Here is a 22526-nt window from a genome sequence, read left to right as displayed (position 1 = left end):
TCCCGCCCCTGCTCCCCTGCGTTCACGGGGCGGCGGAGGACAGCGGGCGGCGCCACACGATCGGCTCGTCGCCCTGGCCCGTCGCGGTCGAGCCGACGCCCACGAGGTCGCCGTCCACCGTGGTGAACGCGGTCAGCCGCTGGTCGCCCGGGCCGGACAGCCCGGTGCCCGACGGCTGCGCGGCCTTCCAGATGCGGCCGTCGGCCGAGGTCCAGACGACCACGTCGCCCGGCCTGCCCACGGTGCCCGCCACCACGAACCCGCGCGGGGTCGCGGCCACGGCGGTGACGCTCGACTGCTCTCCCGCCGCCACCGGCAGCGTGATCTGCTGCCAGCTCCGTCCGCCGTCGTGCGAGGCGTAACCGAACGCGGCCGTGCCCACCCCGTTGCCGGTCACGGCGGTGCCCGCGGTGACCACGAGGTCGTCGGTCGAGGCGATGTGGGACAACCAGCCCTCGTTCACCCCGGCCGGGATCGGCAGCCGCAGCAGCGACCACTTGCGGCCGTCCGGCGAGATCCACACGGTCGGACGGCGCACGTAGACGCCGCCGTAGGCGTTCGGGTCGGTCACGCCGCCCGCGGCCACGTAGCCGAACAGGCCGCTGGTGACGGCGTTCATCCAGCGTTTGGTCGTCTCCGTGCCGGCCAGGTTGTCCTTGCCCGCCGGGATGCCGCGTTCCCAGGTCTTGAGGTCGGGTGACCACCAGGTGCCCGCGCCGAAGCCGTCCTCGCCCACGATCACGTAGCCGTCCGGGTTGGCGGCGACTCCTCGGGGGATCGGCGGGGTCGAGCCGGTGGGGGGCAGCGCCTGGGCGGCGGCCGGCTGCCAGCTCTCGCCGTCGGCCGAGGTGACGACCAGCGGGCGGGCCGGCGACTGGCCGCTGAAGCCGACGGCCAGCCAGCCGGCGATGCCGGGCGTGACGTCGGTGAGCCGTTGGCGGCCCGGCCCGGCCAGGGCGTTGTGCCGGTCGGCCGCGCGCCGCCAGTCCGCGCCGTCGGCCGAGGACCAGACGGCCGCGTCGCCGTCGGCGCCGCCGACGGCGACCACGCGTTCTCCGGCGGTGCCGAGGGCGTCGACCACCCGGCCGCTGCCGGTGGGGTTGGGCACGCCGCTGGGCACGTCCTTGCCGGACTTGTCGCGTACCGCGAGCAGTGCGCCGGAGCCGCCGGCCGCGGTGTCGGCGCCGACGGCGACCGTGTGGCCCGAGACGGAGGCGGTGTCGCGGACCTGGGCGCTGATCGGATTCGCGCCCACGGGCTGCCAGGAGCGGCCGTCGGCGCTGCGCAGCAGCCGCACCCCGGCGTCGGTCTCGACCGCGGCCACCGCGGCCTCGGCGGTGGCGGTCAGCCGCAGCAGACCGCGGTAGCCGGCCGCCTCGATCTTCGCCGCGGTGGTCCAGCGCATGCCGTCGGGGGAGGTGTAGGTGACGGCGTGGCCGGACTCCCCGCGTACCGCGAGGATGGTCGTCGCGGTGGCGGCCAGGGTCAGTTCCGGCTCGTCCGACGTGCCCGGCACCGCGAACGCCTGCCAGGTGTCGCCGGCGTCGGTGGAGCGCCAGGTGACGTCGTACGGCTTGATCGAGCTCTCGCCGCGCACCACGATGGCGTCCTTGACGGCGGCCACGTCGGTCAGCGCCAGGGTGCCGCCGGTGGGCGGGTGCAGCCGCCAGCCGGCCCGCCGCTCCCAGCTGCGGCCGTCGCGCGAGAGCCACACCACGGGGGCGGCGTCGGTGAAGTCGCCCTTCTCCGAGGTCCGGCCCACGGCGGTGAAGCCGTCGCCGGTCCAGGCGACGTCGGCGACCCGGTCGCGGGGGCCGAACGCGAGCCCGGCGGTGGCGTCGGGCTGGCGGGTCCAGGAGGCGCCGTCGGCGCTCGTCCAGACCACCGTGCCGCGGGACGCCTGCCGCACTCCCGGCGGCGACCCCGACGCGCCCCGGTCCATCCGCTCGCCGAGCGCCACCCAGGCGCCCGGGCCCGCGGCGAGATGCCTGGGCACCTCGCCGGCCGCGGGCGGCTCGCCCTTGGCGGTGCGCACCGGGGCCTGGGCGAAGGTCCGTCCGGCGTCCTTGGAGGCGAAGAACTCGGTGCGGTAGCCGGAGTCGACGTCCTCGCCGCCCGCGATCACCACCGTGCCGCCCAGCGCGGCCACCCCGTTGAGCTCGCGCTGACGTCCGTCGGGGCTGCCCGCAGGGCCGGCCGCGAACAGGTTGCCGGCCAGTTCCGCGGCCGGCGTCTCGCCGCTGTTCCGCGTGGCCACCAGCACGCCGCCCGCCACGAGCACCGCGACGACCGCCGACACCCCGCCGATCAGCAGCGAGCGGAACCTCTTGCGCTCGGCCGCGCGCACCGGGTCGGTGGCCGCCCAAAGGCGGCCGGAGCCGGAAACGGGCCCGGGATCGGTCAACTCCGTGGTCGGCGGCAGCGAGGGCTGGGAAATGCGCTCGTGTTGACCGGACGGCCCATCCGGCTCGACCGCCCCGCCCTTCCAGCCACCTCCGGTCACTGCGTCTCTCCCTTTGGTATTCTCCCCCGGCCAGGACGGAACCTCGCCGGAAGTCATTATTTATGGGAAGCGGGACGAAACGAAGTCCGGCGGCCGACGGCCGCGGCCGTTCACGTTCCTGGGCCCTGGCGATCGGCACCTGCGTCACCGTGCTGGCGATCAGCGCGGCCGGGGTGCGCAGCCTGGGCGAGGCGGCCCCCGTCCGGCCGCCGAGCGCGCCCGCCCCGCTGCAGTCGATCGCGCCGCCGCCGCTCGCGCTGCCCGCCGTGCGGTGGAAGCTGAGCTGGTCGGACGAGTTCGCCGGGCGCGGCACCCCTGCCAAGTGGGACGCGCTGACCGGCACCGCCTGGTCGAACAGGAAGGCGCTGCACTACTACAGCCCGTCCAACGCCGCGCTCGACGGCTCAGGCCACCTGGTCATCTCCGCCCAGCGCACCGGGGCCGCGGCCCCGGCCACCCCCTGCTGGTACGGCCCGTGCCGCTACAGCTCCGCCAGGCTGGAGACCAGGACGAGCTTCGCCCAGGCGTACGGCAGGTTCGCCGCCCGCATCAAACTGCCGCTCGGCCAGGGGCTCTGGCCGGCGTTCTGGCTCAAGCGCGTCGATGCGGGCCGGTCCGGCTCGGCCACGTACGGCGAGATCGACATCGTCGAGAACCGGGGCCACGAGCCGCGCCTGGTCCGCGGCTATACGCACTCCAAGGACCGCAAGGGCGGCGGCAAGGTCTACCTGCCGGACCGGCTGGACGCGGGCTTCCACGTCTACGGCGTCGACTGGACGCCGGAGAGCATCACCTGGTGGGTGGACGGCGAGCCGTACGCCCAGTACCCCCGCTACCCGGGCTGGCCGTTCGACAAGCCGTTCTACCTGATTCTCAACCTGCAGGTGGGCGGCGGCTGGGTGGGGAACCCGAACGCGACGACCCGCTTTCCCGCCCGGATGGTGGTCGACTGGGTGCGGGTGTACCGGCAGATCGGGCGCGGCTGATTTCCGCAGTTCCTAGCCGGATAAACAGCCAAATGTCCGATTGGAACGGTCCTTCATAACATTTGCACCATCAGTCATACAAAGTGACAAATTTCCCCTGAAGTGCATTAGGATCAGTCGTCCTATTCGCAACAATGGATAAGTCACGCCCTACATGACGCGATTTTTCCCCAGCCTTAACTCGTCAACGGCTGCCGTCGTTCTCGTCATGGTCGTCGCGGCCGGGCTGGGCGCGCAGACCGAACAGGGGCGTGACCTGCTCCTCGCGGCCGGCCTGGCCGGCGCGCCCGCCGGGTACACCGAGCTGGCCTTCGCCACGCCCACGGCGCTGCCCGGGCGGGTGCCCGCCACCTCGTTCCTGGTGCCGCCCGCCTTCACGATCCGCAACGTCACCGGCCGGCAGCGCGAGCACGCCTGGTCGGTACGGCTCGTCGAGTCCGGCCGCACCCGGGCCGTCGCGAACGGGCGCGTGACGCTGGCCGACGGCCAGTCCGTGACGATCACGCCGCCGACCAAGGCGCTGTGCGCGCCGGGACCGATCACCATCAGGGTCGAGCTGGCCGGGGGCCAGGCCATCACCCACCGGGCCGTCTGCTCGGCCGACATCGACGAGGGGTAGGCCGGATGAGCCAGCCGGTGTTCCACGGGGGGAAGCGGCCGATCGTGGCCCTGGTCACCGACGCCATCCATCCCTACAGCTTCGGCGGCAGGGAGATGCGCTACCACGAGCTCGGCCCGCACCTGGCGCCGTACGCCGACGTGCACGTGTTCACCATGCGCTGGTGGGACGGCCCCCGGGTGCGCACGGAAGGCGGCATCACCTTCCACGCGATCTCCCGCCTGCTGCCGATGTACCGGCAGGGCGTGCGTTCCGTCTGGCAGGCGCTGACGTTCGCGGCGGCCTGCCTGCGGCTGCTGCGCCACCGCTTCGACGTGCTCAACGTCGACCAGATCCCGTTCCTGCACCTGCTGCCCTTACGCCTGGTGGCGACCCTGCGCCGCAAGCCGCTGGTCGCCACCTGGCACGAGGTGTGGGGGCCGGAGTACTGGCGCGAGAGCATGGGCGGGCGCTGGCGTCCCGCGTGGTGGATCGAGCGGCTGGCGATGCGCGCGCCCGACCGCATCATCGCCGTCTCGCCCCAGACCGCCATGCGGCTGCGCGCGGAGCTCGGCGAGCGGGCGCGGATCACCATCGCGCCCAACGGCATCGACCTCGCCCAGGTGGAACAGGCATCCCCGGACGAGCGGCGCACCGACCTGGTCGTGGTCAGCAGGCTGATGCGGCACAAGGGCCTGGACCTGCTGCTGGCCGCCGTCGCCCGGCTGCACGCCACCGGCCGCGCGGTCAGCTGCCGGATCATCGGCGACGGCCCGGAGCGCGACGCGCTGCACCGCGAGGCCGAGCGGCTGGGCATCGCGCACGCGGTGGAGTTCCGGCACGACGTCAGCGAGCAGAAGGACGTGTACGCGCTGGTCAAGGCGGCCCGGGTGTTCGCCTTCCCGTCCACGCGCGAGGGGTTCGGCATCGCCGTGCTCGAAGCGATCGCCTGCGGCGTGCCCGTGGTGACGACCTCGGCACGCGACAACCTGGCCCAGCATCTGGTGCTGCGGACCCGGCGCGGGATCGTCTGCGACCACCACCTGGACGCGTTCGCGGCGGCGCTCGCGCGGGCGCTCGACGCGCCCGACGGCGACGAGCCCGAGCGTGAGTCGTGGGTCGGCGAGTACGCGCTCGAATCGATCGCCGCGCACGTGGTGAAGGCGATGTTGCCATGAGGATCCTGTTCGTCGGCCCCTATCCCCCGGCCCGCGACGGCATCGGTGTCTACATGCGGGTGCTCGCGCACGCCGTCCGTGAGCGGGACCACGAGGTGGCGGTGGTCGCCGCCCGCCCGCACCCGGACGCGCCGGAAGAGGTCGTCGGCGCGCTGCGCGGACCCGGCTCGGCCGAGCCGCTGCGCCGGGCGGTGTCCGGGTTCCGTCCCGACGTGGTGCACGTGCAGTTCGCCGTGCCCGCGTTCGGCGCCCGGGTGGCGGCCGTGACCCGCTGGCTGGCCGCCGGCGTGGACGTACCGGTGGTGGCCACCCTGCACGAGGTCAGCCGTGACACCGCGCTGCTGCGTGGCCCGGGCCGCGCGCTGTACCGGCGGATCGTGGCGAGCTGCGACCGGGTCGTGGTCCACACGCGGGCGGCCGCGGGCACGCTGAGCGAGCTGGGCGGCGCCGGCAAGGGCGTGGTCATCCCGCACTTCTCCGTGCCGCCGCCGCGCGCCACCGGCTCGGCCGCCGCGCTGCGCATGCGCTTCGGGCTCGGCGACGCCCGCGTGCTGCTCGCCTTCGGCCACATCCACGTCAGCAAGGGGCTCGACGACCTGGTGCGCGCGCTGGGCCTGCTGCCGCGCGAGACGCTGCGTGACGTGCGCGTGGTGGTCGCCGGCGCGGTACGCCGCAGGCACGGGCCGTTCCGCCTGTTCGAGGCCCGCGACCACGCGCACCGGGCCGTGGTGCGCCGCCTGGCGCGCGCCGCCGGGGTGCGCGACCGGCTGGTCTTCACCGGGTACGTGCCCGACGGCGACATCGCCGCCTGGTTCGAGGCCGCCGAGGCCGTGGTGCTGCCCTACCGCGACGCCGAGCAGAGCGGGGTGGCCAACCTGGCGGCGGCCTACGGCGTGCCGGTCATCGCGAGCACGGCGGGCGGGCTCGGCGAGCTGTTCGACGGCTCCCGCTGGACGGTTCCCCCCGGCTCCCCCGGCCGCCTGGCCGAGACGATCGCCGACTTCCTCGACAGCGGCGGCGGGGACGACACCGCCGTGCCGCGCGACCGGGGGACCGACCTGGACACCGTCGTGACCCGGACGATCGACCTCTACCTGGCGGCCGCCCGCTCGACCGTGCCGGGGCGTCATGTCCCCTAGCCTGTCGGTCGTCATCTGCTCCTACAACGGCTCGGCCCGGCTCGGCCTGACCCTCGGCGCGCTGGCCGTCCAGACCGTGCGCGCCGACCTGGAGATCATCGTCGTGGACGACGCCTCAACCGACGCCACCTCGGACGTCGCCCGCGCCGGCGGCGCGACGGTGGTCGGCCACGAGGTCAACCGGGGCGCGGCGGCGGCCCGCGACACCGGGCTGCGGACGGCGGCCGCGCCGGTCGTGGCCTTCCTGGACGACGACTGCGAGCCGGGCCCCCGCTGGGCGGAGACCCTGCTGTCCGGCTACACCGGGGACGACGTCGCCGGGGTCGGCGGCCCGATCGTCCCGGCGACCGGCGCGGGCTTCCTGGCGCGCTTCCTCGAACGCGACAACCGGCACCAGCCGCTGGAGCTCGAACTCACGGTCAGCGCGGCGCTGCCGTACCGGCTCTGGCTGTACCTGCGGCGGCAGTGGCGGCCGCGCGCGCCCAGGAACGGGCGGCGCGACGTCTACGCCTTCAGCGGCGGGAACATGTCGTTCAGGCGCGACCGGCTGCTGGCGGCGGGCGGCTTCGACCCGCGTTTCCGCCACGCGGCCGAGGAGGAGGACCTGTCGCGCCGGCTGCGGCGCCACGGCGCGGGACGCCTGGTCTTCGTGCCCGACGCGCCGGTCCTGCACCACTGCGTGCCCACCCTGCGCGGCCTGCTGCGGCGCAGCCTGGCCTACGGGCGCGGGGCCGCGATGCAGTACCTGAAGTGGCCGGGGGTGCGGCCCACGCTGTTCCCCTGGCCGGTGCTGGTCGCGCTGCTCGCGCTGACGGCGGTGGCATCGCCGGTGCTCGCGGTCGTGCCGGTGCTGCTGCCGCTGCTGCTCTACCCCGCCGGGGTTCGGCACGCCGTGACGGGCGGCGGGCTCGAATCGCTCGCCGACCCCTACGTCAAGCTCGCCCAGGAGACGGGCGAGAACCTGGGCTTCCTGCACGGCCTGTGGGCCTTCCGCGGCGGCTTCGAAGGGCGGGGCGGGTGACGGCTCCCGAGCGCGACGGGCAGGCGACGGCCCGCGAGCGTGACGGCCGGGTGCTGCTGTACGGCGCGGCTCTCGCCCTGATCGTCGGGCTGACCCAGGTTCGTCACCTGTGGGCCGCCCAGTTGCTGCTGGTGCCGTTGCTGCTGATCGTGCCCGGCTGCCTGCTGCTGCGCGCGCTGCGGGTGCCCGGGGCCAGGGTGGCGGCGTTCCCGCTGTACGTGCCCGCCGCCTCGCTGATCGTGCTCATGGTCTCCGGGCTCGCGGTGGCCCTGCTCGTGCCGCTGCTCGGCGCGGTGCCAGGGCCGGTGCTCGACGCGGTGTTCGGCGCCACGTTCGACCCGGCGACGCCGCTGCGGCCGGGCCCACTGCTCGCCGGGTTCCAGCTCGTCTGCCTGGCGCTGCTGCTCGCCGGGGTGCGGGCGCCGGCCGACACGGCCGTCCCGTGGCGTTCGCTGCCCGCGACCGGGTGGCTGGCGCTGCCGCTGCTGCTGCCGCTGCTGGCCGCCGCCGGGGCGCTGCGGCTCAACCACGGCCACGGCCCGGCGGTGGCGATCGCCGCCGTCGCCTGCGGCGCGCTCGTGCTGGCCGCCGGGATCGCCCTGGCCGGGCGGCTGGGCCGGGGGCGCTCGGCGGTGCTGCTGTACGCGGTGGCGCTGGCCATGATGTGGTCGTACGCGCTGCGCGGCGACCTGGTCTACGGCTTCGACATCGCCTCCGAGTACGCCGTCGCCCAGGAGAGCGTGACGTCCGGGATCTGGGTGACCGGGCCGCACCCCGACGCCTACGGCGCGATGCTCAGCATCACCGTGCTGCCCGCCGAGCTGCACGCGCTGACCGGCCTGCCGGTCGTGCTGGTGCTCAAGCTCGTCTATCCGGCGATCTTCGCGATGTTCCCCGTCGCGATCTTCCACCTGGCCACCCGGTTCGTGCCGGTGGGATGGGCGTTCGCGGCGGCGGGCTTCGTGACGGCGCAGGGCGCGCTGGCCCAGCAGTTCCCCGCGCTGGCCAGGCAGGAGATCGCCATGCTGCTGTTCGCCGCGCTGTGCGGCGCGCTGCTGGACTCCCGGCTGCCCAGGTGGCCCAAGGCGGGGCTGCTCGGCCTGTTCGGCGCGGGCATCGTCGTCTCGCACTACACGACCGCGTACTTCACCGCCGCGATGCTCGGCGGGGCGCTGGTGGTGCAGGGCGTGTCGTGGCTGGCGCGGCGGCCGCGCGTCGCGCCGCGCGCGGTGGTGGCGGCGCTGGTGCCCGGTCTGCTGGCCGGCGTGTTGTGGTACGTGCCGATCACCGGCTCGACGGCCAACATCGGCGAGTTCCGCACCGCGCTGAGCGCCGACGGCCTGCGGCTGCTGCCCGGGGCCGACACGGCGGGGAACCTGGTCGCCGCCTACCTGCGCGGCACCGACGTGACCCGCATCTCGACGTACCTGTACTCCAAGCGGGTGGTGCTCAAGTACCGGCCGCCCAAGGCGTCGGTGACGCCCGCGGCCGACGTCGACGACCCGCGCTGGACCCTCGGCGACGCGGGCGTGCCGGCGCCGCGGAAGCTCGCCCCCGGGGTGAGCACGGCGCTCGACCTGGGGGTGCTGCTCGCCCAGCAGCTGGCGAACCTGCTCGGCCTGGTGGGCGCGCTGGTGATGGCGCTGAGCCGGCGCTCGTCCAGGCTGGTGCGGCTGTGCGGGGCGCTGGCCGTGCCGATGCTGGGCGCGCTGGTGCTGCTGCGGCTGTCGGGCACCCTGTCGGCCGCCTACAACCAGAGCCGGGCCCAGTTGCAGGCGCTGACGCTGGTCGCCGTCGCGATGTTCTGGCTGCTGCACCGGGTCAGGGCGGCCGCGCTCCGCCCGCCGCGGCGCCGCCGCCGGTGGACGCCGGTGCTGCGCGGGCTCGTCCGCCCGGTGCCCGGGCTGGCCGGCGCGGCGGTCGTCGCCGTCTTCGTGGCCGGCAGCGGCCTGGACAACGCGCTGCTCGGCGGCGAGCGCGCGGCCCACCTCACCACGCGCGGCGAGGACTGCGAGCGCTACTGCATGTACGCCGCCGAGCTGGCCGGAGCCCGCTGGCTGAAGGACGCCATCGGCGACTCGCCCGACCGGCTCTACGCCGACAGGTACGCCCAGCTACGGCTGTTCGCCGAGCTCGGCCCCGGCCGGCGGATCCACACCGACATCACGCCGCACACCCTGGACAAGAAGGCCTGGGTGTACGCGAGCTGGACAAACACGGCCGTCGGCCGGGCCAGGTCGCTGTTCGACAACCAGCTCGCCCTGTACGCGTTCCCGACCGCCTTCCTCGAGGCGCACTACGATCTCGTGTACACGAGCGGAGCCACGAAGGTGTTCCACCGATGATCTCCATTGTCATCGTCAGCAAGGACGAACCCGAGCTCGACGACACGCTCCACGGCGTCACCCGGGCGGCCGAGTCCGCCGGGCACCCGTACGAGATCGTGGTCGTGGACGCCTCGCGGGGCAGGCTCGACGCCATCGCCGCCGCGCACCCGCACGTGCGCTGGACGGCCTACACGCCGCCGCCCGGAGTGCGCGTGTCGATCGCGCACCAGCGCAACGCGGGCGTGCGCGCGGCCGCCGGCGAGATCGTGGTGTTCACCGACGCCGGCTGCCTGCCCCAGGACGACTGGCTGCGCAACCTCGTCGCGCCGATGCTCGACGAGGGCGAGAGCGTGGTGTGCGGGCTGGTCACCGCGCCGGCGGGCCGCGACAGCCTCTACGACCACGACGCCCGCCGCCGGGCCGCCGACCGCTACCTGCACGAGTGCGGCACCGGCAACCTGGCGTTACGCCGGGCGGTGCTCGACCGGGTGTCGGGCTTCGACGAGAGCTTCGGCTACGGCTCCGACGTGGATCTGAGCTGGCGCGTCCAGGACGCCGGGCACCGCATCCGCAGCGCCGGCGACGCGGTCGTCACGCACGAGTGGGGTGACACGCGCAGGCAGTTGCGCCGCTCGTTCGTCTACGGCAAGGCACGCGCCCGGCTGTACGCCAAGCATCGCGCCCGCCGCGCGCTGCTGCTGCGCAGGGAGCCGATGGTGGTGGTCTATCCCCTCTTCCTGCTCGGACTGCCGCTGACCGTGTGGTTCCCGTTCTATCCGCTGCTGCTGCTGGTGCCGGCCTGGCGCAACCGGCGCAACGGGCCGGTGCGGGTGCTGGCCGACCACCTGCTGTACGGCGCGGGCGTGCTGGCCGGGCTCGCCTCACTGCTGGGCCGTGCCGTCCGATGAAGGTGCTGGTCTTTCCCCGTGACTCCAACCCGTACCAGGAGCTTCTGCACGACGAGCTGCGCGCGTCCGGCGTGCGGGTGCGTTACCTGGGCGAGCTGACCTTCTCGCACACGCTCAACCTGGTGTTGCTGCCGGCCGAGCTGGCGGTGCGGCGGCTGGGCGGGGCCAGGGTCGTGCACCTGCACTGGGTGTGGAAGTTCGCGCTGCCGGGCGGCGCGGCGACGCGGCGACCGGCGCAGCTCTGGTTCTCGGTCGTGCTCGCCGTGGTGCGGCTGCTCGGGCTGCGGCTGGTGTGGACCGCGCACAACGTGCTGCCGCACCGGCAGGTGTTCGCCGACGACGTGGCCGCCAGGCGCGCCCTGGTGCGGCGCTGCGACCTGGTGATCGCGCATCACTCGTCGGCGCTGGAGCGGCTGGCCGCCCTGGGCGCGGTCCCGTCGCGGGCCGCCGTCATCCCGCACGGGCCGTTCCCCGCGCCGCCGCTGCCGCCGCCCGGGCTGGCCCCTGGGCCGCGCACGTTCCTGTTCTTCGGGCGGATCGAGCCGTACAAGGGGGTGGAGGACCTGCTGGCGGCGTTCACCGCGCTGCCCGACTGGCCCGGGGTGCGCCTGGTGGTGGCCGGGTCCTGCCCGGACCCCGCGCTCGCCGCCCGCCTGGCCGCGGCCGCCGACCGCCGGGTGGAGCTGCGGCTCGGCCAGGTGCCCGAGAGCGAGGTGGCGGCGCTGTTCGCGGCCGCCGACGTGGTGGTGCTGCCGTTCCGGGAGGTCACCACCAGCGGCAGCGCGCTGCTCGCGCTCGGGCACGGCCGGCCGCTGATCGTGCCCGCGCTGCCCGAGCTGGCCGCGCTGCCCGCCGAGGCCCTGGTCCGCTACGAGGGCGGCGTGGCCGGGCTGGGCGCGGCGCTGCGCAAGGCGGTGGCGTACGACGCGGCGACGCTGGCGGCGATGTCGGCCGCGGCGCTGGCGCACGTCAGGAGCCCGGGCTGGCCCAGGATCGCCCGCGCCACCCGGGGCGCCTACGCGACCGTCACCGGGACCGGGGACTCCAGGCTGGCCTCGCTGCTGCGAAACGTGCTGGTGCGGGGCACGTTCCTGCTGCTGGTCAACACGGTGCTGCTGGCGGCCGGCGGGTTCGCGTTCTTCACGCTGGCCGCCCGCAACTACCCGGTGGAGGCCGTCGGCTGGCTGACCGCCGTGACGGCGAGCGTGAACCTGCTGTCCACCGTCGCCGCGCTCGGCCTGCCCACCACGATGTTGCGCCATCTCACCACCGCCGCCGATCCGCGCGGGCTCGCGGCCATGGCGGTGACCGCGGTCGGCGCGGCCGGCGGGGCGCTGGCGCTGACGTCGCTGCTGGTGCTGGCCCCGCTGCTGCCCGGCGGCCCGGAGCTGGTCGGCCAGCCGGGTACGGTCGCGATGGTCACCGTCCTGGTGATGGTCACCGCGGTGGGCGGCACGCTGGACGCCGGGCTGATCGCGACCAGGGGCACCGGGCCGCTGCTGGCCAAGAACCTGGCCGGCATCGCGGTGAAGGTGGGCGCCTCGGTGCCGCTGGTGCCGCTCGGCGTCGACGGCCTGATCCTCGCCTACGGCGGCGGCACGCTGCTGGCCACCGTGCTCGGCGGGGCCGCGCTGTGGCCGCGGCTGACCCGGGCGGTGCGCCGGGCCCGGCCCGGTGAGCTGCTGCGCAGGTACCTGCCCTTCTCCGCGGCCGGATACGTGGCGACCGCGCTGGGCATGCTGCCGAGCACGGTGGTGCCGCTGGAGGTGCTGGCGGTGCGCGGGCCGCAGGCGGCGGCGTACTTCGCGATCGCCTTCCAGGTGGCGGCGGTGCTCAACTTCATCCCTTCGGCGAGCGCGCAGGTGCTGTTCGCCGAGGCGCAGCGGATCTCGTTGCGCCGGTACCTGCGCAAGGCGCTGGTGGGGGTCTACGGGCTGCTCGTCCCCGCCGTGGCGGTGGTCGTGCTGGGGGCGCCGTACCTGCTGGCCGCGTTCGGTTCCGGCTACTCGGCGCAGGCCGCGCAGACGCTGCGGATCCTGGGCCTGGCGGCGCTGGTCAGCGGCGGCAACTACCTGGTGGACACGATCCTGATCAGTAGGGACCGCACCGGCGCCTACGTCTTCATGAACGGCGTGAACGCGGTCCTGGTGCTGGGGCTGGTGGCGGTGCTGCTGCCGGTCGGGCTGGAGGCCGCGGCGCTCGGGTGGGCGCTGGCCCAGGGGCTGTCGCTGCTGCTCGGCGTGGGCGTGCTGGTGTCGAGCTTCGCCACGGGCCGCCGGGGCGTCACTGCGGCGGGCCGGTAGCGGCGTAGACGCGGACGTGGTCCACCACGAGCCGCTGCGGGAAGCGGGTGGTGTCGTCCGGCGGGCCCGGCCAGTCGCCGCCGACGGCCAGGTTCAGCAGCAGGTAGTACGGCACGTCGAAGTCCCAGCCGCCGGGCGGCGCGGCGGAGCGGTGCTCGGTGGCGTAGACCTGCCCGTCGACCAGGAAGGAGATGCGGTCGGGGTACCAGTCGGCGGCGAAGACGTGGAAGTCGTCGGAGAACCTGGCGCCGCCGGGCAACCGGTATGAGTTGACCGCGTCGTAGCCGCGCTCGCCGTGCAGGTTGCCGTGGACGGTGCCGGGCTCGTGGCCGAGGTACTCCATGATGTCGATCTCGCCGCGTCCGCTGCCCTGGGGCGAGCGCCTGGCCCAGAACGCGGGCCACATGCCCTGGCCGACGGGCAGCTTGAGCCTGGCCTCCAGGCGGCCGTAGCGGTGCGCGAACTTGCCCGCGGTGAACAGCCGGGCGGAGGTGGCGGCGCACACGCGCGGGCTGCAGTCGCGCAGGTGCGCGTCGTCGTCGCGGGCGGTGATCACCAGGTTGCCGCGGCCGTCGAGCGCGGCGTTGCGCGGGCTGTAGTACTCCAGCTCGTTGTTGTAGCCGAGGTGGTCGTCGACCAGGTTCCACTTGGCCGGGTCGGGCGGGCCGACCGGGCCGTCGAACTCGTCGGACCAGACCAGCCGCCACTCCTGGCCGGAGTCACGCCCCGGCGCGGGCGGCTCACGGCTGATCACCACGGTCAGCGTGGCGGCGGTGAGGATCAACGCCGCGGATAACGACAGCACCACGCGTAGGCCGCGCGACCTGGTCCTGGCGAGCATGAAACCTCTTCCTCAGGAAGACGTGCCGACATCGTAGAAGTGACTTCCCCGGGAATCACTCCTCGACGCGGCCCCGTCCGCCTCTGGTCGCCGTCTAGGTGAGTACGGCGGCCGTGACCTCCGTGTGCAGCGACCAGCCGAGCGTGCGGTAGAGCGCCTGGCCTTCCCCGGTGGCGACGAGGACGCCGGTGCGCGCGCCCGCCGACCAGGCCGTGGCCGCCAGCGTGCGCATGATCACGGTACCGAGTCCGCGGCGTCGGTGGTTCACCGCGGTCTCCACCTGGTCGACGACCGCGGTGCGGCCCGAGACGGCGAACTGGCCCCTGGCGGCGATCTCCCCGTCGTCGGTGAGCAGCCGGGCGACGGTCACGCCGGAGCGGGTGGTGATCGCGAGCGTGTAGCCGGGCGGCGCGACCGCCCTCGGCCGGGGAGCGGCACGGGTCAGCGTCGCGGTCATCATGTATTCCTCGACCTTGACCGACCAGGTGCCGGGAATCCACGGCGCGACCGTCTCCACCGGGGCGCAGATCTTCAGCCAGGTGCCGGGGACGGTGATCGCGGCGGTCAGGCGTTCGAGGGTCTCCTGCGTGGGGTTCGGGATGATGTGCCTGGTCACGTGGCCGGGGAGGCCGACCTCGATCCGGGCGCCCCAGGGCTCGGTGACCGGCCGGGGGACGCTGCGGGAGATCGCCCATCCGTCCGCCCATGCACGAACGGTTCCGGGATGGACCGTTTGGAGAGCCTCGGTCATGACATTCACCTTATTGCCATTTACTTGCATTTAGTGTCGAATAACCCCTGACCGGGCGTAGAGGGATAAAAAGGACACGGCGTGGCGGCACAGGGATCGCGGCATGCGGCGGGTAGTGTCCCCGGTGTGCGCGTTGAGATTCACGGTCATCGAGGGGCGAGGGGCCTGTGGCCCGAGAACACGCTGCCCGGGTTGAGCCGCACGATGGAGCTCGGGGTGCACGCCCTGGAGATCGACGTCGCGCTCACCGCCGACGGCCGCCTCGTGCTCACGCACGACCTCACGGTCTCGGCCGTCACCAGCGCCGACACCCGGCCGCTCAGCCCCGGCGACCCGCTCTACCCGTACGTGGGCAAGCCGATCAACGCGCTCACCCTCGCCCAGCTCCGCACGCTCGACGTGGGCATCAGGTGGCCGCGCCACCTCGACGACCCGTTCGCGCTCACCCAGGCGGCCATCCCGGAGACCAGGATGCCCACGCTGGGCGCGGTGCTCGGGCTGCTGAACGCCTTCGAGGCCGAGAACGTCCGGCTGCACGTCGAGCTGAAGTCCGACCCGACCAGGCCGGAGCTGAGCGCCGACCCGGCGATGTTCACCGAGCTGGTGATCGACGAGCTCGACCGGCACGGCAGGCTGGGCAACGCGGCCGTGCTGAGCTTCGACTGGCGGATCGTCTCGCGGGCCGCCGAGCTCGCGCCGGGCACCCGCCGCTTCGCCCTGATCGAGCTCGACACGCTGCACTGGAACGGCGACCTGGGCGACGACGTCCCGGCCGCGGCCCGCGCGGCCGGCGCCACCACGCTCTCGCCCGAGCACGTGATGGTCGACGAGAGCCTGATGGCCCAGGTCGCGGCGGCCGGCCTCGACGTGGCGGTCTGGACGGTCAACGACCCGGCCGTGGCGGTGCGCATGCTCGACCTGGGCGTGGCCGGCGTGGTGACCGACTACCCGGACCGGATGCGTCAGCTGTGGCGCGAGCGCGGGCTCGAACTGCCCGACCCCATCGGGCCGCTCAGGCCCGTGGGAGTCTGAGCCCCGGCTCGCCTCAGAGCCAGCCGTTGCGGCGGAACCCGCGATGCAGCAGGACACACGCGGTGATCATCACCGCGAGCACCGCCGGGTAGCCCCAGACCTGCTTGGTCTCCGGCATGAAGTCGAAGTTCATGCCGTAGATGCCGGCGATCATCGTGGGCACCGCCAGGATGGCCACCCACGACGAGATCTTGCGCATGTCCTCGTTGGCCAGCGCGTTCGAGCGGGCCAGCGCGGCCTGCAGGATCGAGCTGCACAGCTCGTTCGACGACTCCACCTGCTCGCACACGCGCGAGAGGTGGTCGCCCACGTCGCGGAAGTACTCGCGCATCTCCGACGGGATGACGCGCCGCTGCGGCAGCGCGGACAGCGGCGCCATCAGCGGCGTGATGGCCCGCTTCATCTCCAGCATCTCCCGCTTGAGCTGGTAGATCCGGTTGATGTCGCGGGAGCTGACGTCGGCGAAGACGGTGGCCTCGACCTCTTCGAGTTCGAGCTGCATCAGGTCGGCGACCTGGAGGTACTGGTCGACGACGTGGTCGGAGATGGCGTGCAGGACGCCGGCCGCGCCGCGGTTCATCAGCTCGGGCCGGTCCTCGAGCCGCTCACGCACCTCCGACAGCGGGCAGTGGTCGCCGTGCCGCACGGTCACCACGAAGTCCACGCCGAGGAACACCATGATCTCGCCGGTGGCGATGATCTCGCTGGTCGCGGTCAGCTCGTCGTGGTCGAGGTAGGCGATGGTCTTCAGCACCATGAACAGGGAATCGCCGTACCGCTCCACCTTGGGGCGCTGGTGCGCCTTGACCGCGTCCTCGACGGACAGCGGGTGCAGGCCGAACACCTCGGCGAGCCATTCCACCTCGGGCGCGTCGGGCTCGTGCAGGCCGACCCAGACGAACGCGTTGACGCCGTCCGAGCCCTTGTTGTGCTCGCGCACCAGGTCGAGCGATTCGACGATGCCCGAGGCGTTGACCTTCTTGCCCTCGATGTAGGCGCCGTACTCGACGATGGAGTCGACAGGAGGCACGCAGACCTCACGCACCGGCTTGGGCGCCGGGTGCACGGTGTGCGGCTTGACAGGGTGACGGTTGATGCGACGGAAAAGCGTGGACGAGCGCATGGCAGTCCCTTTCCGCCCGACCTGGCACGCTCCACGCGCGATGAAAAGTCACCTCAATCGACACAAATGCGTGGAGGCACGATCAGGCTGCCGGATTGGAGTGGTCGGGGGTATGCAAGATGTACGTGTTTGACCACGTACTGCTGGGATCACCAGGATTCATCCCGGACCACCTCCAATCACACGAGACGCCGCAAAGCCGCCCTAACTTACCACAGGCGGGTGAACCCAACCGACGATACCGGTCGGCGGGCCTCGGTATCAGGTAGAACTCGACAAAGATCGGGGACTATTCCTGCATTTGGTGTGCGGCAGACATCGGCCGGGCGCCGGCGATGGACCCGTGAGCGGCGGCCGGGCGGTGCTGCGACAATGGGGCGCGTGCGCGTTCTAGTCATTGGTTCCGGAGGGCGTGAGCACGCCCTGTGCCGTTCGCTTCAACTCGATCCCCAGGTCGTTGAACTCCACTGTGCCCCCGGCAACGCGGGCATCGAGGACGTCGCGACCGTGCATCCCGTCGATCCGCTCGACCCGGCCCAGGTGGCCGAGCTGGCCACGCGGCTGCGGGTCGACCTCGTCGTGGTGGGCCCGGAGGCGCCGCTGGTCGCCGGGGTCGCCGACGCGGTGCGCGAGGCGGGCATCGCCTGCTTCGGGCCGTCCGGCGAGGCGGCGATGATCGAGGGTTCCAAGGCGTTCGCCAAGGAGATCATGGCCGCGGCCGGCGTGCCCACCGCGCGTTCCCGCACCTGCGTGACCGAGGCCGAGGCCGCCGCCGCGCTCGCCGAGTTCGGCGCCCCGTACGTGGTCAAGGACGACGGCCTGGCGGCGGGCAAGGGCGTGGTCGTCACCGACGACCACGACACGGCGCTGGCACACGCGCTGGCCTGCGAGCGCGTGGTGATCGAGGAATACCTCGACGGCCCCGAGATCTCGCTGTTCGCGCTCTGCGACGGCAGCACCGCGGTGCCGCTGCAGCTCGCCCAGGACTTCAAGCGGGCCTACGACGGCGGCGAGGGCCCCAACACCGGCGGCATGGGCGCCTACACGCCGCTGCCCTGGGCCCCCGAGGGGCTGACCGACCAGCTCATGCGGGAGGTCGTGCACCCGACGATCGGCGAGCTGGCCAAGCGCGGGCTGCCGTTCCAGGGCGTGCTGTTCGTCGGGCTGGCGCTGACGTCCAAGGGCCCGAAGGTGGTCGAGTTCAACGCGCGCTTCGGCGACCCGGAGACCCAGGTCGTCCTCGACCGGCTGGAGACACCGCTGGGCGGCCTGCTGATGGCCTGCGCCACCGGCGAGCTCGGCCCCGACCCGGTGTTCAAGCCCGGCTCTGCGGTGGCCGTGGTGGTCGCGGCGGAGAACTACCCGGCCACGCCGGTCAAGGGCGACGTGATCAAGGGCCTGGAGCCGACCGAGCACGCCTACGTGCTGCACTCGGGCACCGCGCGGTCGGGCGGCGACGTCGTCTCCGCCGGCGGCCGGGTGCTCACCGTCGTCGGCACCGGCCACGACCAGGACACCGCCCGGGCCCACGCCTACGAGCTGGTCTCCAGGGTCCAGCTGCGCGGCTCGCACCACAGGACGGACATCGCCCGATGAAGCACGTGCACTCCGGCAAGGTACGCGACCTCTACCAGACCGAGGACGGCCTGCTGCTGATGGTGGCCTCCGACCGGATCTCGGCCTTCGACTACGTGCTCGAACCCGGCATCCCCGACAAGGGCGCCATCCTCACCCAGATGTCGTTGTGGTGGTTCGACCAGCTCAAGGACGTCGTGCCCAACCACCTCGCGGGCATCGGCCCCGACCTGCGCAGCGTGTTGTGCAAGCCGCTGAAGATGGTCCAGGTCGAGTGCGTGGCGCGCGGCTACCTGGCCGGTTCAGGGCTGGCCGACTACCGCCGCGACGGCATGGTGTCGGGCGTCGCGCTGCCCGAGGGGCTGGAGGACGGCTCCCGGCTGCCCGAGCCGATCTTCACGCCGTCCACGAAGGCGCCCATGGGCGAGCACGACGAGCCGATCTCTTACGAGCAGGTGGTCGCGGAGGTCGGCGAGGAGACGGCGGCGGAGCTGCGCCGCATCACGCTGGCCGTCTACACGCGCGGCGCGGAGATCGCCAGGGAGCGCGGCATCATCCTGGCCGACACCAAGATCGAGCTGGGCTGGGACGAGAACGGCGTGCTCACGCTGGGCGACGAGGTTCTCACCCCCGACTCCTCGCGCTTCTGGCCGGCCGACGAGTGGCGGCCGGGCCGCGCTCAGCCTTCTTTTGACAAGCAATATGTCAGGGATTGGCTGACTTCATCCGAATCAGGATGGGACAAATCCTCCGGAAACCCCCCACCAGTGCTTCCCGATCATGTGGTCGAACGCACCAGGCAGCGATACCTAGAAGCGTATGAGCGCATCACCGGAGCTCCCTTTAGCGGATGATTCGGCTGGGTCACGTGGTGTTAGCGGCTACTGTTGGCCCGATCGAGCCCGACCGTTAATTGTTCAAGGAGCCGCACGAATGGTCCGTTACCGCGTGCGCGGTGGCAACGCACTGCGTGGAACCGCGTTCATCCAGGGCGCGAAGAACGCCGTGCTCCCCATGATCGGTGCGGCTCTGCTCGCCGCGAAGGGCCGCACCGTCCTGCGCAACGTGCCGATCATCGAGGACGTCCGCCGCGCGGTCGAGCTCGCCGAGGCCGTCGGCGCGTACGTCGAGCTGCACGAGTCCGAGCGCACGCTGGTCATCGACGCCTCCAGGCTGTCGAGCCCGGTGCTGCCCGCCGAGATCGCGCGGCGCTTCCGCGGCTCGGTCCTGTTCACCCCGGCGCTGCTGCACCGGCTGGGCGAGGCGATCGTGGAAGGGGTCGGCGGCTGCAACCTCGGCAGCCGCAACCTCGACTTCCACTACCTCGGCTACAAACGGCTGGGCGCGATCGTGGACGAGGGCGAGACCGTCATCCACGTCAAGGCGTCCGGGCTGGCCGGCGCCACGCTCTACCTCGACACCCCGTCGCACACCGGCACCGAGAACCTCATCATGGCCGCCGCCCTGGCCAAGGGCACCACGGTGATCGAGAACGCGGCGCTCGAACCCGAGGTGCTCGACGTCATCGACATGCTCACCAAGATGGGCGCGCGCATCAGCGGCGCGGGCACCGGGTTCATCACCGTCGAAGGCGTCGAGGAGCTGCACGCGGTCGAGCACACGGTCATGCCCGACCGGCTCGACGCGGGCGTGTTCGCGATGGCCGCGGCGATCACCGGCGGCGAGCTCAGCCTCGTCGGCACCGGCCTCGACCTGGGCGTGGTCCGCTACAAGCTGGAGCAGATGGGCGTGGAGTTCGCCCGCCAGGGCGCGGTGCTGCACGTGCGGTGCGAGGGCCCGCTGCGGCCGATCAACATCATCACCGACACCTATCCTGGCTTCGCCACCGACCTGCAGTCGCCCATGATGACGGTCGCGGCGCTGGCCGACGGCACCAGCTACATCCACGAGCGCATCTTCGACGGCAGGTTCGCACTGGCCGGCGAGCTCAACAAGATGGGCGCCGCGGTCGAGGTCGACGGCAGCCGGGCGGTCGTGCACGGCGCCACCCCGCTGACCGGAACCCGGGTGACGGCACACGATCTGCGTTCGGGGATTGCACTGGTGCTGGCCGGACTGGCGGCGAAAGGCGAGACCGTGATCGAGTCCGGATACTTGATCGATCGCGGCCACGCACATCTCGCGGCGCGAATGCGCGCACTCGGCGCGGACATTACACGAGAGATTTCCGAGCGTTGAAAAACGTGAGAAAATCCCCGATGAGCTGCTGAGACACCTTCTCGGGCGGTCAACCAGAACGGCTTTCCGGAAAAGTCGGGCGTGACATTACGGCCCCCGCGAGCGATCGTTCCAAAAGAGAGCACTGCAACGGACGGCAGGATGGGACGAACATTGGTCGAGAGGGCCGAAGAAACTCCCCGAGTGTCACGCCCGGGCGCCATGACACCGGACCTCACCATCGGCGTGGTCGGACCCCACGACCTGGTCGAAAGAGTCATGCTGATGGGACACGCGGCCGCGCCGCTGCCTTGCCGGTTGGTGGCGGCCGCCTACCGGGATGAGCAAGAGGCACCTGACAAGGTGACGCGGCTCGGTCCTGGTGTCGATGCCTGCCTGTTCGCCAGCCCGGTCCCTTATGACCTGGCCAGGCGTTCAGGCGTGCTGACGATGCCCGCGACCTACGTGCAACTCGGCGGAGCGGCATTGGTGGCGGCGTTGGCCAAGGCCGCGCTCGATGCGCGCATGGACCCGCAACGGGTCAGCATCGACGTGGTGAGCCGGGCTGACGTCGAGGAGGCGTACACAGATCTGGGGATACCAGCCACGGATGTGCACAGCCGCGACGAACCCGGCGCGACCGGGACGATCGCGGCCTACCACGAACGCCTGGCCCGCCAGGGCGCCACGACGGGAGCGCTGACGTGCCTGCCCGCGGTGGCCGAACGCCTGCAAGCGGCGGGAGTGGCGGTGATCAGGATCAAGCCGACCTCGGCGGCCGTGCGCACCGCGCTGCACACCGCGGCGCTGCTGGGCGCGCATCACCGGCTGGAGGAGTCGCAGCTCACCGTGGTGCTGGTGGAGGTGCCGACGCTGCGCGAGCCGGTACGCCGGGCGGCGCCCCGCTACTGGCGCGACGAGCTGCGGCTGTCGCTGCACCGGCTGCTGGTCCAGGAGGCGAACCGGATCAACGCCACCGTCTGGCCGATCGACGATCACAGCTACCTGGTCACCGCGACCAGGGGCTCGATCGCGGCGGCCACCGACGGGTTCAGGGTGTTGCCGTTCGCGGCCAGGATCAGGGACGAGCTGGGTCTGGCGGTCGAGGTGGGCGTGGGCATGGGCCGCACGACACACGACGCGGAGTCGCACGCCAGGGCCGCGCTGGCGCGTACGCAGGCGGGCAAGCAGGCACAGGGGTTCGCGGTGGACCGGGAGGGCCGCGCGCTCATCCCGGCGCCCAGGATGCCACCGACCGGCACGACCACGCTCAAGCCGAAAGGCGTGGAGGTGCTGGCCAGGCTGGCGGCGAAACTCGAAGGCGGCGACACGGTCGTCGACGCGGAAGGCGCGGGCAAGATGCTGGGCGTGACGCCTCGTACGGCCCGGCGGTTGCTGCGCACGCTGGTTGACGAGGGACTCGCGTGGCCGCTACCGCCGAACCGCACGCCGCAGCCGGGCCGTCCGCGCCAGCTGTATCGGCTGATCGTGGAGAAACTCGGCCCCCGCTGACCCGGCCGCGCCGGCTCGGCCCCCGCTGACCGATCCGCGCGTTCCGGATCAGCGGTGCCCCCAATACGGGTCCGTCGCCCTCCTTCCCCTTCCGGGCGGCGGGCCCCCGTCTTCGCTTCGCCTGAGCGCGCTTCCGGACTAAGTGCCGACTCTTGTGAAGTTATTGGTTGACCCGAGTAGATGCGGGTATGTTCTCCGACGCCCCCGATCGACGGGATTCGGACGGGGGCACCAAATTTTCTGGATCCGGCGTCGTACGCACGACTACGTCGAGACGCCGATGTCAACCGCCTCTCCCCGTCGCACTGTTGTCGTGGACGGTTTTGGCTGGCCCTGCGGGGATTCGCGCGGCGGCACGTCCTGATCGCGGACGGTCTGCCCGCCTTCGCGCCGGGCGCCGGAGCGGCCGAGGGGGCCGTGAACGCCGTTGTGGGCGGCGATACGCGCGTTCCTGGTATCGATTGGCTGGGTTTCGGCTCATCGGGGGCATGGTTGCGGGCCTGGGGTTCCGTCGGGTTTCGCCGTACGCGGTGGCCTAACGCGCGAGGGTG

General features: G+C 72.7%; 17 protein-coding genes. 13 read left to right on the top strand and 4 right to left on the bottom strand.

Going from position 1 to position 22526, the window contains the following annotated elements; all coding sequences use genetic code 11:
• Window positions 1-22: 22 nt before the first annotated feature.
• Window positions 23-2503, bottom strand: a complete 2481-nt coding sequence (locus HII36_RS10785; RefSeq protein WP_173522970.1) for a beta propeller repeat protein — start codon at window positions 2501-2503, stop codon at window positions 23-25.
• A 62-nt stretch (window positions 2504-2565) separates the two neighbouring features.
• On the opposite strand from HII36_RS10785, the gene HII36_RS10780 reads away from it, so the two are divergent.
• The 8 genes from HII36_RS10780 (at window position 2566) to HII36_RS10745 (ending at window position 12963) form a co-directional block, all read left to right on the top strand.
• Window positions 2566-3489 carry a glycoside hydrolase family 16 protein gene (locus tag HII36_RS10780; protein ID WP_173522969.1) on the top strand — a complete coding sequence of 308 codons (924 nt, stop codon included), beginning with the start codon at window positions 2566-2568 and terminating at the stop codon, window positions 3487-3489.
• Between the two features lie 208 nt (window positions 3490-3697).
• On the top strand, window positions 3698-4108 hold the full coding sequence (locus HII36_RS10775; protein ID WP_173522968.1) for a hypothetical protein: 411 nt from the start codon (window positions 3698-3700) through the stop codon (window positions 4106-4108).
• Between the two features lie 5 nt (window positions 4109-4113).
• On the top strand, window positions 4114-5265 hold the full coding sequence (locus HII36_RS10770; protein WP_173522967.1) for a glycosyltransferase: 1152 nt from the start codon (window positions 4114-4116) through the stop codon (window positions 5263-5265).
• Complete coding sequence (locus HII36_RS10765; RefSeq protein ID WP_173522966.1) at window positions 5262-6404, top strand: glycosyltransferase; 1143 nt, start codon at window positions 5262-5264, stop codon at window positions 6402-6404. Before HII36_RS10770 ends, HII36_RS10765 begins: the two co-directional genes overlap by 4 nt.
• On the top strand, window positions 6394-7425 hold the full coding sequence (locus tag HII36_RS10760; RefSeq protein ID WP_173522965.1) for a glycosyltransferase family 2 protein: 1032 nt from the start codon (window positions 6394-6396) through the stop codon (window positions 7423-7425). Before HII36_RS10765 ends, HII36_RS10760 begins: the two co-directional genes overlap by 11 nt.
• Window positions 7422-9770 (top strand): hypothetical protein, encoded by a 2349-nt coding sequence (locus tag HII36_RS10755; RefSeq protein WP_173522964.1) that lies wholly within the window; start codon window positions 7422-7424, stop codon window positions 9768-9770. The genes HII36_RS10760 and HII36_RS10755 overlap by 4 nt, the downstream gene beginning before the upstream one ends.
• Entirely contained in the window at window positions 9767-10660 is an 894-nt protein-coding gene (locus tag HII36_RS10750) for a glycosyltransferase family 2 protein (protein WP_173522963.1), read from the top strand. Before HII36_RS10755 ends, HII36_RS10750 begins: the two co-directional genes overlap by 4 nt.
• Window positions 10657-12963 (top strand): glycosyltransferase, encoded by a 2307-nt coding sequence (locus HII36_RS10745; protein ID WP_173522962.1) that lies wholly within the window; start codon window positions 10657-10659, stop codon window positions 12961-12963. The genes HII36_RS10750 and HII36_RS10745 overlap by 4 nt, the downstream gene beginning before the upstream one ends.
• Here HII36_RS10745 and HII36_RS10740 read toward each other — a convergent pair.
• Window positions 12944-13804, bottom strand: coding sequence for a glycoside hydrolase family 16 protein (locus HII36_RS10740; protein WP_173522961.1), 861 nt, complete (start codon window positions 13802-13804; stop codon window positions 12944-12946). The two genes, HII36_RS10745 and HII36_RS10740, sit on opposite strands and share 20 nt — an antisense overlap.
• 94 nt (window positions 13805-13898) lie before the next feature.
• Window positions 13899-14555, bottom strand: coding sequence for a GNAT family N-acetyltransferase (locus HII36_RS10735; RefSeq protein ID WP_217369376.1), 657 nt, complete (start codon window positions 14553-14555; stop codon window positions 13899-13901).
• Window positions 14556-14636: 81 nt separating this feature from the next.
• Here HII36_RS10735 and HII36_RS10730 point away from each other — a divergent pair, with 81 nt between their 5' ends.
• Entirely contained in the window at window positions 14637-15587 is a 951-nt protein-coding gene (locus HII36_RS10730) for a glycerophosphodiester phosphodiesterase family protein (protein WP_328807676.1), read from the top strand.
• A gap of 13 nt (window positions 15588-15600) precedes the next feature.
• On the opposite strand, the gene corA is transcribed toward HII36_RS10730, so the two are convergent.
• The gene (corA, locus tag HII36_RS10725) at window positions 15601-16710 is read right to left on the bottom strand and encodes a magnesium/cobalt transporter CorA (RefSeq protein WP_173522959.1); all 1110 of its coding nucleotides are present in this window, start codon (window positions 16708-16710) and stop codon (window positions 15601-15603) included.
• Window positions 16711-17091: 381 nt separating this feature from the next.
• On the opposite strand from corA, the gene purD reads away from it, so the two are divergent.
• The 4 genes from purD (at window position 17092) to HII36_RS10705 (ending at window position 21975) form a co-directional block, all read left to right on the top strand.
• Entirely contained in the window at window positions 17092-18306 is a 1215-nt protein-coding gene (gene purD / locus HII36_RS10720; protein ID WP_173522958.1) for a phosphoribosylamine--glycine ligase, read from the top strand.
• Window positions 18303-19139: a phosphoribosylaminoimidazolesuccinocarboxamide synthase gene (locus HII36_RS10715; protein WP_173522957.1), complete on the top strand. Its 837-nt coding sequence runs from the start codon at window positions 18303-18305 to the stop codon at window positions 19137-19139. The genes purD and HII36_RS10715 overlap by 4 nt, the downstream gene beginning before the upstream one ends.
• A 79-nt stretch (window positions 19140-19218) precedes the next feature.
• On the top strand, window positions 19219-20484 hold the full coding sequence (gene murA / locus HII36_RS10710; RefSeq protein ID WP_173522956.1) for a UDP-N-acetylglucosamine 1-carboxyvinyltransferase: 1266 nt from the start codon (window positions 19219-19221) through the stop codon (window positions 20482-20484).
• 201 nt (window positions 20485-20685) lie between these two features.
• Window positions 20686-21975 carry a GTP cyclohydrolase IIa gene (locus tag HII36_RS10705; protein WP_173522955.1) on the top strand — a complete coding sequence of 430 codons (1290 nt, stop codon included), beginning with the start codon at window positions 20686-20688 and terminating at the stop codon, window positions 21973-21975.
• The last annotated feature ends 551 nt before the right edge of the window (window positions 21976-22526 follow it).

It is taken from the genome of Nonomuraea antri (assembly GCF_013283785.1).
Taxonomy (GTDB): domain Bacteria; phylum Actinomycetota; class Actinomycetes; order Streptosporangiales; family Streptosporangiaceae; genus Nonomuraea; species Nonomuraea antri.
Note: the sequence above shows the minus strand (reverse complement) of the source record. Positions and strands in the feature narration are given on the sequence as shown.

What these genes read in the sequence shown, in the direction of transcription:
- HII36_RS10780 (WP_173522969.1), top strand. Translation starts at nt 2,566, where the DNA reads ATGGGAAGCGGGACGAAACGAAGTCCGGCGGCCGACGGCCGCGGCCGT.
- HII36_RS10775 (WP_173522968.1), top strand. Translation starts at nt 3,698, where the DNA reads ATGGTCGTCGCGGCCGGGCTGGGCGCGCAGACCGAACAGGGGCGTGAC.
- HII36_RS10770 (WP_173522967.1), top strand. Translation starts at nt 4,114, where the DNA reads ATGAGCCAGCCGGTGTTCCACGGGGGGAAGCGGCCGATCGTGGCCCTG.
- HII36_RS10765 (WP_173522966.1), top strand. Translation starts at nt 5,262, where the DNA reads ATGAGGATCCTGTTCGTCGGCCCCTATCCCCCGGCCCGCGACGGCATC.
- HII36_RS10760 (WP_173522965.1), top strand. Translation starts at nt 6,394, where the DNA reads ATGTCCCCTAGCCTGTCGGTCGTCATCTGCTCCTACAACGGCTCGGCC.
- HII36_RS10750 (WP_173522963.1), top strand. Translation starts at nt 9,767, where the DNA reads ATGATCTCCATTGTCATCGTCAGCAAGGACGAACCCGAGCTCGACGAC.
- HII36_RS10745 (WP_173522962.1), top strand. Translation starts at nt 10,657, where the DNA reads ATGAAGGTGCTGGTCTTTCCCCGTGACTCCAACCCGTACCAGGAGCTT.
- HII36_RS10740 (WP_173522961.1), bottom strand. Translation starts at nt 13,804, where the DNA reads ATGCTCGCCAGGACCAGGTCGCGCGGCCTACGCGTGGTGCTGTCGTTA.
- HII36_RS10735 (WP_217369376.1), bottom strand. Translation starts at nt 14,555, where the DNA reads ATGACCGAGGCTCTCCAAACGGTCCATCCCGGAACCGTTCGTGCATGG.
- corA (WP_173522959.1), bottom strand. Translation starts at nt 16,710, where the DNA reads ATGCGCTCGTCCACGCTTTTCCGTCGCATCAACCGTCACCCTGTCAAG.
- HII36_RS10715 (WP_173522957.1), top strand. Translation starts at nt 18,303, where the DNA reads ATGAAGCACGTGCACTCCGGCAAGGTACGCGACCTCTACCAGACCGAG.
- murA (WP_173522956.1), top strand. Translation starts at nt 19,219, where the DNA reads ATGGTCCGTTACCGCGTGCGCGGTGGCAACGCACTGCGTGGAACCGCG.
- HII36_RS10705 (WP_173522955.1), top strand. Translation starts at nt 20,686, where the DNA reads ATGACACCGGACCTCACCATCGGCGTGGTCGGACCCCACGACCTGGTC.